A 14121-nucleotide genomic window follows, 5' to 3' on the forward strand; every position below is an offset into this window, starting at 1 on the left:
TATCCTTTACTCGGTCTTTACCTTTTCGCCGTATTCACGGACAATCTCAAATTGAGTGTCATCCGATTTTACATATCCTTCATGGGTGTAAATTTCGGAAATGATTTTGTGGCCTTCTTCGTCCTGGCCGATCTCGATAAATGCATTCTGCAGCTTCTGGGTCCATTCTGCGCTCATATCGGAGCGCACGCTGATTGTATCGTTTGGAATTTTCTCCGTATAGGTCAGTACGCGCGTATCTTCAAACACGGTTGGATAATCGGTCTTAACGACATTGCGGGCATCCTGGAAGATGGCTGCTGCATCGACATCGCCGTTCAACACAGCAAGGACAGCTTGGTCATGACCTTTAACCGTAATCGGCTCGACGTCTTTCAACGGGTCGATTCCGTTATCCATCAGAACTGCGGCCGGCCATACATAACCGGCAGAGGAAGACACGTTTTGGTAGGCGATTTTTTTGCCCTTCAGGTCGGCAACGGATTGGATGGCGGAATCCTTTTTCACGATCATCATCGCCTTGTAGAAATCCACAAGTGCATCCGTAGGCTCCCCAGTTTCATCCTTTACGCCAAAGCGCTGGGCCTGCAGAATAACCTCGGCAGCGCCTTTCTCCTTGGCAAGAACATACGCGGTTGGCGGCAGGAAGCCGACGTCTACTTTTTTGGAAGCCATCGCTTCTACAATCGTGTTATAGTCAGTTGATACGCTTACCTGAACGGGGATCCCGATTTTGTCGGACAGCAGATTTTCAAGCGGCTTGGCTTTGGCTTCAAGCGTGTCGGCATTCTGGGAAGGAACAAATTGGACGGTCAGTTTTTCAGGGATATACCCGGTTGATTCTGTAGTCGTGCTGCTGACTGTGCTTGTGTCTTGCGAGTTCTCCTGGCCAGCGTTCGCCGCGGCTTTGCCGCCGGTGTCGGTATTACCGCCGCATCCGCTGATGACAGCGAAGGACAATAACAGGGGCATCGTGAATTTCATCCATTTTTTCAAAGCAATGACCTCCATTTTATAAGTTAAATGATATGTCTTACCTGCTTCACTATACGGAGGGAGTGTTAATGGCCTGTCAATGAAATGATAACTTTTTGTAAAGACATGGAATTTTAATATAAAACTGCATTTCGGTTGATAGAATGGCTTGAAGAAGATATGAACAGGAGAGTTGGTATGAATTCGACGAATAAAATGACGATTGCCGTGCTGGCTACCAGCGACATACACGGGCATCTGTTCCCAACGGATTACCGGACTCAAGAGGAACGGAATCTAGGGCTCGGCAAGCTGGCGTCCCTGATCCGCGAAGAGCGGCATATACATCCGGACCTGCTTCTGATCGATAACGGAGATTTGATTCAAGGCTCTCCGCTGGCTTCCTATGCAATAAAAAGAGGAACCGATATCCACCCTATGATTAGTGCGCTGAATGAACTGGGTTATGATGCAGCCGTTCCGGGTAACCATGAGTTTAATTATGGTATGGAGACGCTCGGACAAGCAGTGCGGGATTCCCGGTTTCCTTGGCTCTCTGCTGGTATCCGGTTGCGGGATAGCAGGGAGCCCGCCCTCGGAAAGCCCTATCTAATCAAGCACATCGGTGGCATCCGGGTGGCGGTGTTGGGTGTGACGACGCACTACATTCCATGCTGGGAGAATCCGTCCCATATTCAGGGTCTGGAATTCCATGATGCCTTGGAAACCGTGAAGGACTGGGTGCCGCGCATCCGTCTGGAGGAGCAGCCCGATGTGATGATCGTGGCGTACCACGGCGGATTTGAGCGCGATATAGAAACCGGAGAACCAGCGGAAAACATCACCGGGGAAAACCAGGCTTACGCCATGTGTGCCGAGGTGGATGGCATTGATGTGCTCATCACCGGACATCAGCATCGGCTGCTGGCCGGGCAGGTGCATGGAGTAACGGTAGTCCAACCCGGCTTCAACGGACAGGCCATTGGCAAGCTCAGCTTGGATCTGACCAGGGAGCAGGAACGCTGGATTATCGCGGAGAAGCGGGCCGAGTTACTGCGACCGGAGACAGGGACGACGGCCGACACGGTGTTGCTCGCTTCCAGCCGGGATATAGAAGGCCGGACCCAGGCATGGCTCGACGAGCCGATCGGACGGGTAGAGGGTGACATGGGCATGAACGATTCTTTCGCCTGTCGGCTAGAGGAGCATCCCTTTATTGAGTTCATCCATCGCGTGCAGATGGAATATGCGGGGGTCAACGTTTCCTGCACGGCATTGCTAAGTGAAGATTCCAAGGGCTTTGGAGAGATTATTACAAGGCGGGATATCCTTACGAATTTCATGTATCCGAATACGCTGGTCGTTCTGCGTCTGACCGGGCGCGACATTCGGGATGCGCTGGAACAGACAGCCTGTTATTTTACGGTCGGCCCAAGAGGGACCCCTGCCGTGAACCCGGCATATGTGAAGCCGAAAGCGCAGCACTATAATTACGACATGTGGGAAGGCATTGAATATACAATAAACCTTGCAGAGCCCCCAGGATCTAGGGTCAGCAGGCTGAAATATAACGGCGCCGACTTGCCGGGCGAGATGGAGCTGGATGTGGTCATGAACAGCTACCGGGCAAGGGGCGGAGGGGATTACAGCATGTTTCAGGGGAAAGAAGTGATTCGGGAGATTCTGATCGACAGCGCGGAGTTAGTGGAACGGTATATCTCGGAGCGCGGAAACATTGCGTCTGCATGTAATCACAATTGGGAAATCGTCATAGAGAGGAATTAGATTGGTGGACAATTGTTATACGTAAGGAGAGGTTTTACATCTATCAACATGTTTAACGGAACTGTCCTTACCATCGCGGCTTACTATTTTATTTAGCCCTCTTGACTTTATACCTAACTAGAGAGTTTATACTCAAACCAATAAATCAAGAGAGATGGTGAAAGCATTGTTTAAAATCAGCGAATTTTCCAGGCTGAGCCGGATTCCGTTACAAACCCTACGCTATTACGATCAGATCGGAATTCTGAAGCCGGCCATGATCGATGAATCGACTGGATATCGGTATTATTACGCCGAACAGCTTCTGGAAGTCAACCGAATAGTCATATTTAAGGAGTTGGGGTTCACGTTACAGCAGATCGTGCAGCTCCTTCATGAAGATATATCAACGGAACAGATTCGCGGCATGCTGAGGCTCAAGGAGAGTGAAATCGCACGGCAGCTTGATATCGAGCTGTCTAGACTCGCCCGGGTCAAAGAAAGGATGCAGCTTCTAGAACGTGATGGAAAGGTAGATAAGAAACAAGAGGTTGTCATGAAACGCGTTGAAGCTATGCACATGATCACTTATGCTTCCCATGGCACTGTTGAGGATATCCCAAGCCTGTTCGAAATGTTCGATGGTCTGCTTGATGGCCGAGCCAAGTCTCTATTATACGGACCGCAGACGTTGTTGTGGAACATATCCGGCAGCAAGGAGCATGTGTTTGAGTTCGAAGCCGGTTACGCCGTAAAATCGGACACATTCAAGCTGCCCGAGCATCTCCAGTATCGATTCCTGCCTTCTGAGACCATGGCCACGCTGTTATTCCGCTCGGATTCGATGTATTCCGAAACGGCATGTCTGGATCTTGCCGAGTGGATTGAGCAGCATGGTTACCTCATTCGAAGCGATCAGCCTGGAAGAGAAACCTATGTGCCCTTATCCGGTGAGCCGGGGATTTGTCTCATCGAAATTCAAATACCCATTGTAAATGAAGAGGAACGGGTATGAAAAATAAATGGATCGTTTATTTGCTGGCCCTAGCCGTGTTTCTCATTGGGACGATCGAGTACATCATAAGCGGCATCCTTCCCATCGTAGCGGAAGACCTTGGAATTACGACCTCCACCGCGGGATCTCTCGTTACGTCATTCGCCCTTTCTGCAGCGATTGGCGCACCCGTGGTGATCGCCGCAACCATCCGGGTGGACCGTAAAAAAATGCTGCTCATCATGCTCGGCATTTTTATATTAAGCAGTTGTCTCGTTTATATTAGTGACTCACTTGAGATGATGTTAATAGCTCGAATGGTCCAGGGACTCAGCGGTGGAACTGCCACAGTCATTGCAATGGCTGTAGCCACCCGTATGGTTGAAGAACGGAATCGGGGCCGGGCGATCGGCACGATTCTGATGGGACTTAGCAGCTCTCTGGTGCTCGGCGTGCCAATCGGTACGCTTTTAAGCGAAACCATGGGGTGGAGAACCTTATTCATCATCGCTGGATTGCTGACGGTAATTCCGCTTCTTGCAGTCTTTGCCAAAGTCCCGTCCATTACCGAACAAAAAGCCATTACACTCGGAATGCAGCTGTCGATTTTGAAGGATAAAAAAATGGTGCTGGCTGTTGCCATTACGCTGTTATATATCGGAGGGTACTCTTCGCTATTTACTTTTATATCCCCCTATTTGCAACAGAGTACCGACTTAACGGCAACGGCGCTTTCCGGTATTTTATTGATTGCGGGCATTTGCAGTTTTGCCGGCTCCAAAGTTGGAGGGGGGATTGCGGATGCGAAGGGGTCCAAGTTCACGATCTACGCCGGACTGTCCATCCAAGCCGGAACATTACTGCTCCTAACTTGGTTCAACGGTTCGATCTATGCTGTTATTCCATTAATCATGATATGGATGGCCGCCACGTGGGCGACATCCCCGGCACAGCAGTTGTATTTAGTTACCTTGGTGCCACAGTCGCCGGATATAGCCTTAAGTGTCAACACTTCGTTTATCCAATTTGGCTTTGCCCTCGGCTCAGGAATCGGGGGATTGGTGATCAGCAGCTCCTCCATTGGCAACCTGGGCTGGTTCGGGTTGGTCATGGTTTTGGTAGCGCTCTTGCTAGCAGTCCGACTGTTCGCTTACGATAAAGTCGCTGAACATGCAATCAGGCTATAGGGGATGGAATCATTATGGAGGCGGATCAGATTTTGCAAAGTAGCTAGAAAGAGGATGAAAAAATATAACTATGACAATCCTTGTCACTATTAGCAGATATGATTGAGCTAAGGATGATCATCTTACATTCTTTTTCAAAGTGGGGGGAAGAGAAGTAACGATTTTCATCAAATATTGAATGATAAGAAGGGATGAACCAATCATGTATATAACCGTTTCAGATTTTATTTCAGAATGGAAGAGAGAAGCAGAATTAACGCAAAAGGTGTTAGACAGTTTGACGGATGAATCATTACGGCAGCAAGTCTATTCTGAAGGCAGGACTCTTGGGAGAATTGCATGGCATTTCGTAACGAATACCCCTGAATACTTGACTGAATTCGGGCTTGTTCTCGATCAGGTAGAAGATTCTGATGAAGTACACTCCGCGAACCAAATCGCCGAGACGTTTAGAAAAATAAGCTCTGAAGTAGCAACAGCTCTTGAAGCACAATGGACGGATGATACTTTAAAACAAATTCAGAATGCCTTTGGACGTCAGGAATCAAATGCTACCATCTTTATGGGATTGATTAAGCACATTGCTCATCATAGAGGACAGGTTACCGTTCTTATGCGTCAAGCGGGATTGAATATTCCTGCGGTATATGGACCTTCAAAGGAAGGGTGGATACAAATGGGAGTAGAAAATCCGCCACTTTGAACATGAATGAGCTAGGAGAACAAGAACATACAGGCATAAGAAGTCGCGAAACATCGCGGCTTTTTTGTTTTGACAATGTAAGTTCATGAACAAATTTCATCCCCGCATTGCAGTTTTTATAGTACAATGGAATTTGTGGGTTTTCTTATAGATTAGTGTCGTGATTTTAGTGGAAGAGGAGTTTTTGAGCAAGTGAAAAAGTTATATTCAACATGGTTCGGAAGTTATTGGAGTCCTTATCTGGTTATGGCTCTGGCCGGCATTCTCAGCGCGGTCTACTTCGGAATCACCCATACGGTATGGGCTGTAACCGGTGAATTTACCCGTCTTGGGGGGCATATTCTGGAATTCATCGGGGTGGATATATCGGATTGGGCGTATTTCGACCTCGTCCATATGGACGGAACGACATGGACGAGGACCGACGGCTGGATCGTATGGGGCATGTTTATCGGAGCCCTCGTTACGATTCTGCTGAGCAGCAATTTCAAGATCCGAATGCCGAGACAGAAACGGCGGTACGTTCAGGGATTTGTCGGCGGAATCATCGCGGGCTTCGGAGCCCGGCTGGCTCTGGGCTGCAATCTCGCAGCCTTTTTTACCGGCGTGCCTCAATTCTCCCTTCATTCCTGGATCTTCATCGTTGCTACTGGCGTAGGCACATTCTTGGGCGCTCGGCTGGTTAACACAAGATGGTGGAAAGGAAAGCCCGTTCTGAAAATGGGCGGTACCGTGCCGTCCGTTAAATCGGGTAAGAACAGGCAACCTCTACTGGGGGCTGTGCTAGGTCTTGCGTACATCGCACTGATCGTATATTTCTATGCAACTGGCCGCACGATGTTGGGGACAGCCGCCCTGTTCGGAGCGGCATTCGGTATTCTGATCGAACGGGGGCAAATCTGCTTTACTTCTGCATTCCGAGATCTGTGGATCAGCGGCCGGGCTACGATGACAAAAGCCATTGTTGTCGGCATGGCAGTCAGCTCTGTCGCTACGCTTATCGTAATTCTTGTATACGGTCTGGACCCGATTACAAAAATTGCTGCACCCAGCACCTTTATCGGCGGATTGCTCTTCGGCCTGGGTATTGTCATGGCCGGCGGATGCGAAACCGGCATGATGTACCGGCTGATGGAGGGACAAGTTGTCTTTTTACCCGTGTTTATCGGCAACATTATAGGCGCAACCGCTTTGGCATATGCATGGGATCATATGGGGGTATTTAACCTTCTCGTGAAGAGTGGCTCGCCTATTAATCTGATCACCGTCATGGGTCCGGCGGCTGCATTGATTGTTACGCTGCTCGTACTCGGTGGCGGATTCGCTGTCGCCGCATACTGGCAAAAAAACTACCGCTTCGGCGTAGGATTCAAGAAAGGGGATGCAACCCATGTCCGTTGATTTCACACTGGACCTCCGGGGGGAATCTTGTCCATACCCGGTCATCTACACACTCGAAACGCTCCGTGATATGAAAAAAGGACAAACGCTTCAGGTCATCTCGGACTGTCCGTCCGCTTTTCGCAACGTGCCGGAGGAAGTCGTAAAACACGGCTACACCATGGCACAGGAGCCGGTCAAAAACGGCCAGGAATTCAGCCTGTTTATCCAGGCGTAATGCTATTATCATAATTGCGTAAAAAGCCTCCCTTCTGAAATTCTGACAGGGGGGCTTTTTGTGTGAGCTGTTCTGCGGCAACAGAAAGCAACATGGAATGTTATCCTTGATTGGTGGTTTGCTCGGAAAATGACTTTATAATGAGAAAAAAGGATGTGAACAACATGATTAATATGAATTTGAAGAAATTGCGAAAAATGCACCGATTCACTCAAGAAGAAGTTGCCGAAAAGATCGGGGTATCAAGACAAGCTGTTGCGAAGTGGGAAAATGGAGAGACTGTACCGGATATTCAGAATTGTACAGCTCTTTCGGATCTGTATGGCGTGGTATTGGATGATCTGGTCCATTATTCCGATAAGCATTCAGAAATCGGCCTGCGGCCGAAGGGAAAACATATTTTTGGAATGGTACGGGTTGGGGAACGAGGACAGATCGTGATTCCCAAAAAAGCCAGAGATATATTCGATATACGCCCCGGTGATCGCCTGGTGGTTCTAGGTGATGAGGAGCAGAAGGGAATTGCCATTATGAAAAGCGATGGCTTGCTGCAGTTTGCAGAGGATATATTAAATGCGCAGACATTCGAGGAGGAAGATGAGTGATTGCCATACAAACGATGAATTTAACTAAAAGATACAAGACCAAAACCGCGGTTGATTCACTAAACCTTCAGATCGAGCATGGGGAACTGTTTGCTCTGCTTGGCGTGAATGGTGCAGGAAAAACGACAACGATCAAGATGCTAACCTGCCTCAGTAAGCCGAGCAGCGGCGACGCGGCACTGTTAGGAGACAGTATCGTTGCCAATCCATATGCAGTGAAAGAAAAAATTAATGTGTCTCCTCAGGAAACGGCTGTTGCTCGGAATTTGTCCGTGAAAGAGAATCTTGAGTTTATTGCTAAAGTTTATGGATTTGAATGTCCATCTATTGCCGTTAAGGTGGAGGAAATGCTGGATACTTTTAGTCTTCGAGAGGTAGCTCAAGATAAAGCAAAAACGTTATCGGGAGGCATGCAAAGACGACTTAGTATTGCCATGGCCTTGATTTCGAACCCTTCGATCCTTTTCCTAGACGAACCCACACTGGGACTGGATGTCATTGCAAGACGGCAGCTTTGGGCAGCTATTAAACAACTAAAGGGAAAAATCACCATCATTCTGACAACCCACCATATGGAGGAGGCAGAAGCGCTTTCGGATCGAATCGGGATTATGGCGAAAGGGAGATTAAAGGCAGTTGGAACTGCTGCTGAATTAACAGCAAAAACAAACACCCTAACGCTTGAGGATGCATTTGTATCTTTAGCTGCAGTAGAGGAGGCAACAGGATGAGATCTGTAGCATTTGCCACACGAAACCACAAAGAAATGGTTAGAGATCCGCTGAATTTGGCCTTTGGCATCGGCTTTCCATTAGTTATACTGTTGCTGCTATCTGCTCTTCAACAGAATATTGAAATTGAACTCTTTGTCATTGATCAGCTTGTTCCGGGCGTTGCCGTGTTCGGGTTCTCCTTCATTTCACTTTTCTCTGGGATGCTTATAGCCAAAGATAGGAGTTCCTCATTTTTAATGAGATTGTATACGGGTCCGCTAACTGCACCGGATTATATCGTGGGATATACGTTACCTTTAGTTCGAATGGCGATTCTCCAAGTTGCCATAACCTTTGTTGCAGCTTCCTTCTTGGGATTACAAGTAACATTGAATGTTCTGCTCTCCGTTATTGTGCTCCTTCCAACAGCTGTTCTGTTCATAGGAATCGGGTTGCTGGCAGGCAGTATATTTAATGATAAGCAGGTAAGTGGTATATGTGGTGCGTTATTGACGAATCTTAGCGCATGGCTTAGCGGCACTTGGTTTGATCTGAATCTTGTCGGCGGTTGGTTTAAAGAGATTGCGTATGTTCTCCCCTTCGCCCATGCGGTTGACGCGGGAAGAGCGGCGATTTCAGGAGATTACGCTTCGATCTTACCTCACCTGTGGTGGGTGATTGGGTATACCGTGGTTATCATGGTTGTCGCCATTTTCGCGTTTAGGAAGAAAATGAGTGGAGACAACGATTAGTGAATGGACTCATGAAGAGGGGACGACTATATGTTACAACCAGAACAATTATTGGATCTCTTGGCAAGCTGCGAGCTGGAAAGTGTGAAAAGCTCTCCAAGTTAATTGAATGACTTGGAGAGCCATTTTATTGGAGAAGATTACATTGAATCAGTACTTGATTTTAAGCGTGTCACCATCAAGATAGACACCCTCGGAACGCATAATCGGCAGCTTCTGCTCCGCCGAAAAGCCAATGGTTTCCCCGTCTCTTAGTGTGACGTTCTGTTCAACGATATATAAAGAAATATCCATCAGAAATTCACGAAGCTCGGCAGGTGTCACCTGGCTGTCCAGCACTTCGATCTCGTCTTTACCAAAGGCTCTGAGCCCATATGTATATCCATTAACTCCGGATTCCGTACGAACTAGCCCGAAGTATACCAGATTTAATAGTGGAAAAAGATCGTCGGATTTTATGGTGTCAGCCATTTCCACAAAGAGCTCAGGCTGAAATACCGTGCCGGATGAATAGAGGCCGACGGCATTAGGCAGCTTCAAACAGCTCGCCGCCAGCTTGGTGTACACCCTGCCGCTATCAAGCGGGGAGGCAGCACGCGTAAGCACCGCCAGAATAAGCTGGCTGACATGGGTTTTGGTTACCTCCACAGCCTCTGGCCACAGGTAGTTGCCTTGCGCGTAATGCTCAGCCTCGCCATCCGGTACCGGAGCGTCAACGAAGCTGACCGCGATCATGCAGCCGTCTGCCTCAAAGACCAGAATTCCTTCTTTTTCCTCTCCGGAGCTGCCATCCTCCGAGGAAGAGGAAATATTCCAATCGCGCAGAAGATTTGCTTTGATCTGTTCCAGATCGCATTCCGATGAGTTCAACAGAACGAAGCCATTAAATACCCCGGATGATTCATTGGAACCCAGCGCGTTATCCTCTGAAGTTTCCCCTGCCTCATATAGTGCCGCCTGCTTCATCCAATACTCACGAATCATGTTAACCATGGCTACAGCTTCCTGTTCCGCGGTGGAAGGATGATAGGGCTGCATCTCACTGAATACATGTCCACAATGCTCGGTGTCTGACGGACTTTCATAACCGCCGCAGACGCCGACCAGCCATTTGCCAAACAGGGTCTTCTTATATTTGAAAATATAATACTGCATGTCGTGGAGATCAAATTCTCCCGCTAATTCGATTTTGCTGGGTTTATGGCCGAGCTCTTGTTCATTTGCCAGCCATTCGATCATGGAATCCTTAGCTGCTTGTTGTTGAACTGTCATTGTGTTCCTCTCCTTATACATGTGCGATAGTGTAACTGTTATATTCTACCAACCTTTATTGTGTTGGGCAATACTAGAAAAACGCGAATGAATGGTCGATAAGGGAACGTTTTTTGACTTTTGGTATTCTCAAATATAGGCAGGATTGATCCATAACCATATTGAATATTTTTACATACATACGGAGGAATGGAGGTGGGTAGGTGGAACTTCTAAGGGTTTCATATGAGCAGAAATTAATACTAGAAGAATAATCCCTACTTGACAGGTGGAATTAATTGGTTTAATCTAGCCACAGGCATTACGCTTCAGTCATCATTAAATGATCATTCATTATCTTAGCATTGAACGATAAGGTCAGCCGATTGGTCCACCAAAGGCTCCTGTTTACTCGTTTTGTCGTTAATACGACAAAGGGTAGATGGGGGTCTTTCTGTATTTTCAAGAGTTCTCAGTGGCAGATAAGGACCGGCATACGGAGGTCATGACCCGAGAGAGGAGCGACATGGAAGAGAAGGATTGGGGTTTATTGGAGGAGGCCGATTGGCATTTTCGCAAAGTGGTTCGCAGGTTTGTCAAAGAGCGTGACAAAATTTCGGTAGAAGGCATCTCACTGCCAGGTTTGTTGATACTCAACACGATATTCCGGGATGGTGAACAGAGGCTTGGTGAACTGGCGGAACAGCTCGATTTTACATCCGGAGCCGTAACGGCGATATGCGACAAGCTGGAGACTTCCGGGCTCGCGATCAGAAGGCGAAGCAAAACAGACCGGAGAGCGATTGCCTTAGACATTACGGAAGCAGGCAGAGAGATGCTGCGGCGTAACGAAAATGTTGGCGGGTACATGATTGAGCTTATCTTCGGCGCATTCTCGCATGATGAACTCAGAGAACAGATTCATTATTTTAAACGGCTGAATGAACATCTTGAAGGTTTCTCGGATTCCGTGCTTCGACAGTCTGCATTATCCGCCGGACCCAATGAAGAAAATGTTCAAGATAATCGCGGTTCCATGAAACGTTCAAGCTCATTTATTTCTTACTAAAATTCAAATGTGAAAGGAAGTTGTGTACGATGGGACATCCGACGATTTATCCAACAGGTACAACGGTATATAACCCTGAGAAGACTTGGAGCGGTTACACGATATATCAAGCAGCGGATACAGGAGCTCTCCTCATAGACATGAATGGAAGAGAGGTTCACTTGTGGAAAGGGCTTCGAGGATTTCCCAACAAGCTGTTTCCGGGTGGTTACGTGCTTGGCAGCACATCAGAGCGCGATCCGAAATACGGGTTTCAGGATGAGACCAATCTGGTGCAGGTTGACTGGGACGGCAATATCGTCTGGAAATTTGACCGGTATGAATACATAGAAGATCCGGGGCATCCGCCGCTGTGGATGGCACGCCAGCATCATGACTATCAGCGTGAGGGCAATCCCGTCGGTTATTATGTTCCGGGACAAGATCCGAAGGTGGATTCGGGCAATACGCTCATTCTGGCCCACAAGAATGTGAAGCGTCCCGAGATATCCGACATCGAGCTGTTGGATGACACGATTATCGAAGTGGATTGGGAAGGAAATGTGGTGTGGGAATGGGCTGTTAGCGATCACTTTGATGAACTCGGATTTGATGAGGATGCGAAGCTCGCATTATCCCGTGATCCGAATACTCGCGGTTTTGGAGCTCATGCTGGGGATTGGATGCACATTAATTCGGCATCGGTGCTCGGGCCCAACAGATTTTATGATGCAGGGGACGAGCGCTTCCACCCCGATAATATTATCTGGGATGCTAGGGAAACGAATATTATTGCCATCATTGATAAAAAAACCGGGGACATCGTCTGGAAGCTTGGGCCCGATTATTCCACGGAGGAAACGAAGCATATCGGCTGGATTATCGGCCAGCATCATGCTCATCTCATTCCGAAGGGCCTGCCGGGCGAAGGCAACATTCTGATCTTTGATAACGGTGGCTGGGGCGGTTACGGAAAACCGAATCCGGAAGCGGGGGATGGTTTGAAAATAGCTCGGCGTGACCATTCCCGCATTTTGGAGATCAACCCCGTTACTTTAGAGATTGAATGGCAATATACGCCGACGGAAGCCGGATTCCAGGCGCCGCTTGACTCTTACCGTTTTTACAGCCCATATATCAGTTCGGCTCAGCGGCTTCCCAATGGCAACACCTTGATCACCGAAGGGGCAGATGGGCGAATATTCGAAGTGACACGAGAATTCGAGCTGGTGTGGGAATATATCTCACCTTATAAAAACAGCCGCAACTCCAATATGGTCTATCGCGCATACCGGGTTCCTTATGAATGGGTGCCCCAGCTTGAATTGCCCATTGAGACAGAGATTGCACCGCTGGATGTTGCTGATTTCCGCCTGCAGGGGGCCGCACCGAGAGGTGCCGTTACGAGCGTGGAAGTAGAAGGTACAATCTCATATGGAGAGGGAGCGCTTTGCGTGGCCAGAACGGATGAACTTGTGCAAAAAGGAAGGGATCGCGATGAGTAGAAACCAATCTTTGAAGCAATGGAGTTTTCGGTTTCTGTCGCTAATTCTCACCATGAGTATGTTAAGCGGGTGTGGCAATGGTTCGGGCGAGCAGCAGGGGAATCGACTCAAACTGAAAATCGCGGATATTTCCACCAATACCGTGTTTCGTGTGGCTAAAAGCAAAGGGTTCTTTGACAAACACGGAATTGATGCCGAATTGGTAAACTTCGCTACGCCAGCTGAAGGCGTGAACTCCTTATTCATTAAACAGGCAGACGTTGCATTCGGAGCGGACTTTCCGCTCCTGAACGCTGTCAGCAAAGGCGATTACTCTATCTTCGCTTCATCTGGAACGGCAACGGATTTAAGCGCGAGCGAATGGAAGCTGTTCGTTCGTAAAGAGATCGGGGGTGCTGCCGATCTCAAGGGTAAAAAGTTAAGTTTCTCAAGAGGCACGTTCATCCCCTATCTATGGGATGTTTATTTGGCTGATAACGGAGTTGCGTTGTCGGATGTGGAGTTGATCGGACAGGGAGGTTTCGACGAGGCATATGTGGCGCTAAAAAAAGGCGACATCGACGCCGCCTGGGTATATGGGGCAGTGCTGAACGAGAAATTCGGCGCCCTTACCGAAGCCAAAGAATTGTCGGATATGTCTAAGACACCGGTAAGGCTTGGAACGGGATTAATCGCTTCGAATGAATTGATCAACAGCAACAAGAAAGGTTTCGTAGCGCTTCTGAAAGCGCTGGATGAAGCATCAGCTTATGCCCAGTCGCATCCGGAAGAAACCGCGGACCTGATGTATGAAGAAGTCAAGCAGCCGAGAGAAGCGACCCTAAAGGATCTGCCGAAGAATCCATGGAATATTGGTTTTACGGAGAAAGCCTATGAAGGACTGCAGGGACAGAAGGAATATATGGTGGATAACGGTATCATCGAGAAGGATTTCGAACTGAACGAGAAATTGAATCTGGAATTGGTGAGAGAAGCATTCCCGGATCGAGTCATTGAATTAAAGTGA

General features: G+C 48.3%; 14 protein-coding genes. 12 read left to right on the forward strand and 2 right to left on the reverse strand.

The features are described from left to right. Positions 1–6: 6 nt before the first annotated feature. Positions 7–984, reverse strand: coding sequence for a phosphate/phosphite/phosphonate ABC transporter substrate-binding protein (locus tag AB4124_RS27480; RefSeq protein WP_441974853.1), 978 nt, complete (start codon positions 982–984; stop codon positions 7–9). A 189-nt stretch (positions 985–1173) separates the two neighbouring features. Here AB4124_RS27480 and AB4124_RS27485 point away from each other — a divergent pair, with 189 nt between their 5' ends. From AB4124_RS27485 to AB4124_RS27525, 9 genes are all read left to right on the forward strand, one after another. Continuing rightward, entirely contained in the window at positions 1174–2760 is a 1587-nt protein-coding gene (locus AB4124_RS27485) for a bifunctional metallophosphatase/5'-nucleotidase (protein WP_441974807.1), read from the forward strand. A gap of 166 nt (positions 2761–2926) precedes the next feature. Further along, entirely contained in the window at positions 2927–3754 is an 828-nt protein-coding gene (locus AB4124_RS27490; RefSeq protein WP_430107640.1) for a MerR family transcriptional regulator, read from the forward strand. Further along, positions 3751–4920 (forward strand): MFS transporter, encoded by a 1170-nt coding sequence (locus AB4124_RS27495; RefSeq protein WP_441974808.1) that lies wholly within the window; start codon positions 3751–3753, stop codon positions 4918–4920. The genes AB4124_RS27490 and AB4124_RS27495 overlap by 4 nt, the downstream gene beginning before the upstream one ends. Before the next feature lie 202 nt (positions 4921–5122). Next, positions 5123–5623 carry a DinB family protein gene (locus AB4124_RS27500; protein ID WP_441974809.1) on the forward strand — a complete coding sequence of 167 codons (501 nt, stop codon included), beginning with the start codon at positions 5123–5125 and terminating at the stop codon, positions 5621–5623. Between the two features lie 246 nt (positions 5624–5869). Beyond that, positions 5870–7024 (forward strand): selenium metabolism membrane protein YedE/FdhT, encoded by a 1155-nt coding sequence (gene yedE / locus AB4124_RS27505; RefSeq protein ID WP_441974854.1) that lies wholly within the window; start codon positions 5870–5872, stop codon positions 7022–7024. Then, positions 7014–7241: a sulfurtransferase-like selenium metabolism protein YedF gene (gene yedF, locus AB4124_RS27510; protein ID WP_015735163.1), complete on the forward strand. Its 228-nt coding sequence runs from the start codon at positions 7014–7016 to the stop codon at positions 7239–7241. Before yedE ends, yedF begins: the two co-directional genes overlap by 11 nt. 164 nt (positions 7242–7405) lie before the next feature. Then, on the forward strand, positions 7406–7846 hold the full coding sequence (locus tag AB4124_RS27515) for a helix-turn-helix domain-containing protein (RefSeq protein WP_441974810.1): 441 nt from the start codon (positions 7406–7408) through the stop codon (positions 7844–7846). Beyond that, positions 7846–8577 (forward strand): ABC transporter ATP-binding protein, encoded by a 732-nt coding sequence (locus tag AB4124_RS27520; RefSeq protein WP_441974855.1) that lies wholly within the window; start codon positions 7846–7848, stop codon positions 8575–8577. The genes AB4124_RS27515 and AB4124_RS27520 overlap by 1 nt, the downstream gene beginning before the upstream one ends. Next, positions 8574–9311: an ABC transporter permease gene (locus AB4124_RS27525; RefSeq protein WP_441974811.1), complete on the forward strand. Its 738-nt coding sequence runs from the start codon at positions 8574–8576 to the stop codon at positions 9309–9311. Before AB4124_RS27520 ends, AB4124_RS27525 begins: the two co-directional genes overlap by 4 nt. A gap of 150 nt (positions 9312–9461) precedes the next feature. On the opposite strand, the gene AB4124_RS27530 is transcribed toward AB4124_RS27525, so the two are convergent. Then, on the reverse strand, positions 9462–10583 hold the full coding sequence (locus AB4124_RS27530; protein WP_441974812.1) for a DUF4261 domain-containing protein: 1122 nt from the start codon (positions 10581–10583) through the stop codon (positions 9462–9464). Between the two features lie 505 nt (positions 10584–11088). Here AB4124_RS27530 and AB4124_RS27535 point away from each other — a divergent pair. Genes AB4124_RS27535 through AB4124_RS27545 form a run of 3 tightly spaced genes read left to right on the forward strand, consistent with a single transcriptional unit; the run spans position 11089 to position 14121 of the window. After that, entirely contained in the window at positions 11089–11631 is a 543-nt protein-coding gene (locus AB4124_RS27535; RefSeq protein WP_441974856.1) for a MarR family winged helix-turn-helix transcriptional regulator, read from the forward strand. Positions 11632–11660: 29 nt separating this feature from the next. Next, positions 11661–13115, forward strand: coding sequence for an aryl-sulfate sulfotransferase (locus AB4124_RS27540; RefSeq protein ID WP_441974813.1), 1455 nt, complete (start codon positions 11661–11663; stop codon positions 13113–13115). Positions 13116–13167: 52 nt separating this feature from the next. Next, complete coding sequence (locus AB4124_RS27545; RefSeq protein WP_441974857.1) at positions 13168–14121, forward strand: ABC transporter substrate-binding protein; 954 nt, start codon at positions 13168–13170, stop codon at positions 14119–14121.

Source organism: Paenibacillus sp. 2KB_20 (assembly GCF_052115765.1).
Lineage (GTDB): Bacteria > Bacillota > Bacilli > Paenibacillales > Paenibacillaceae > Paenibacillus_AQ.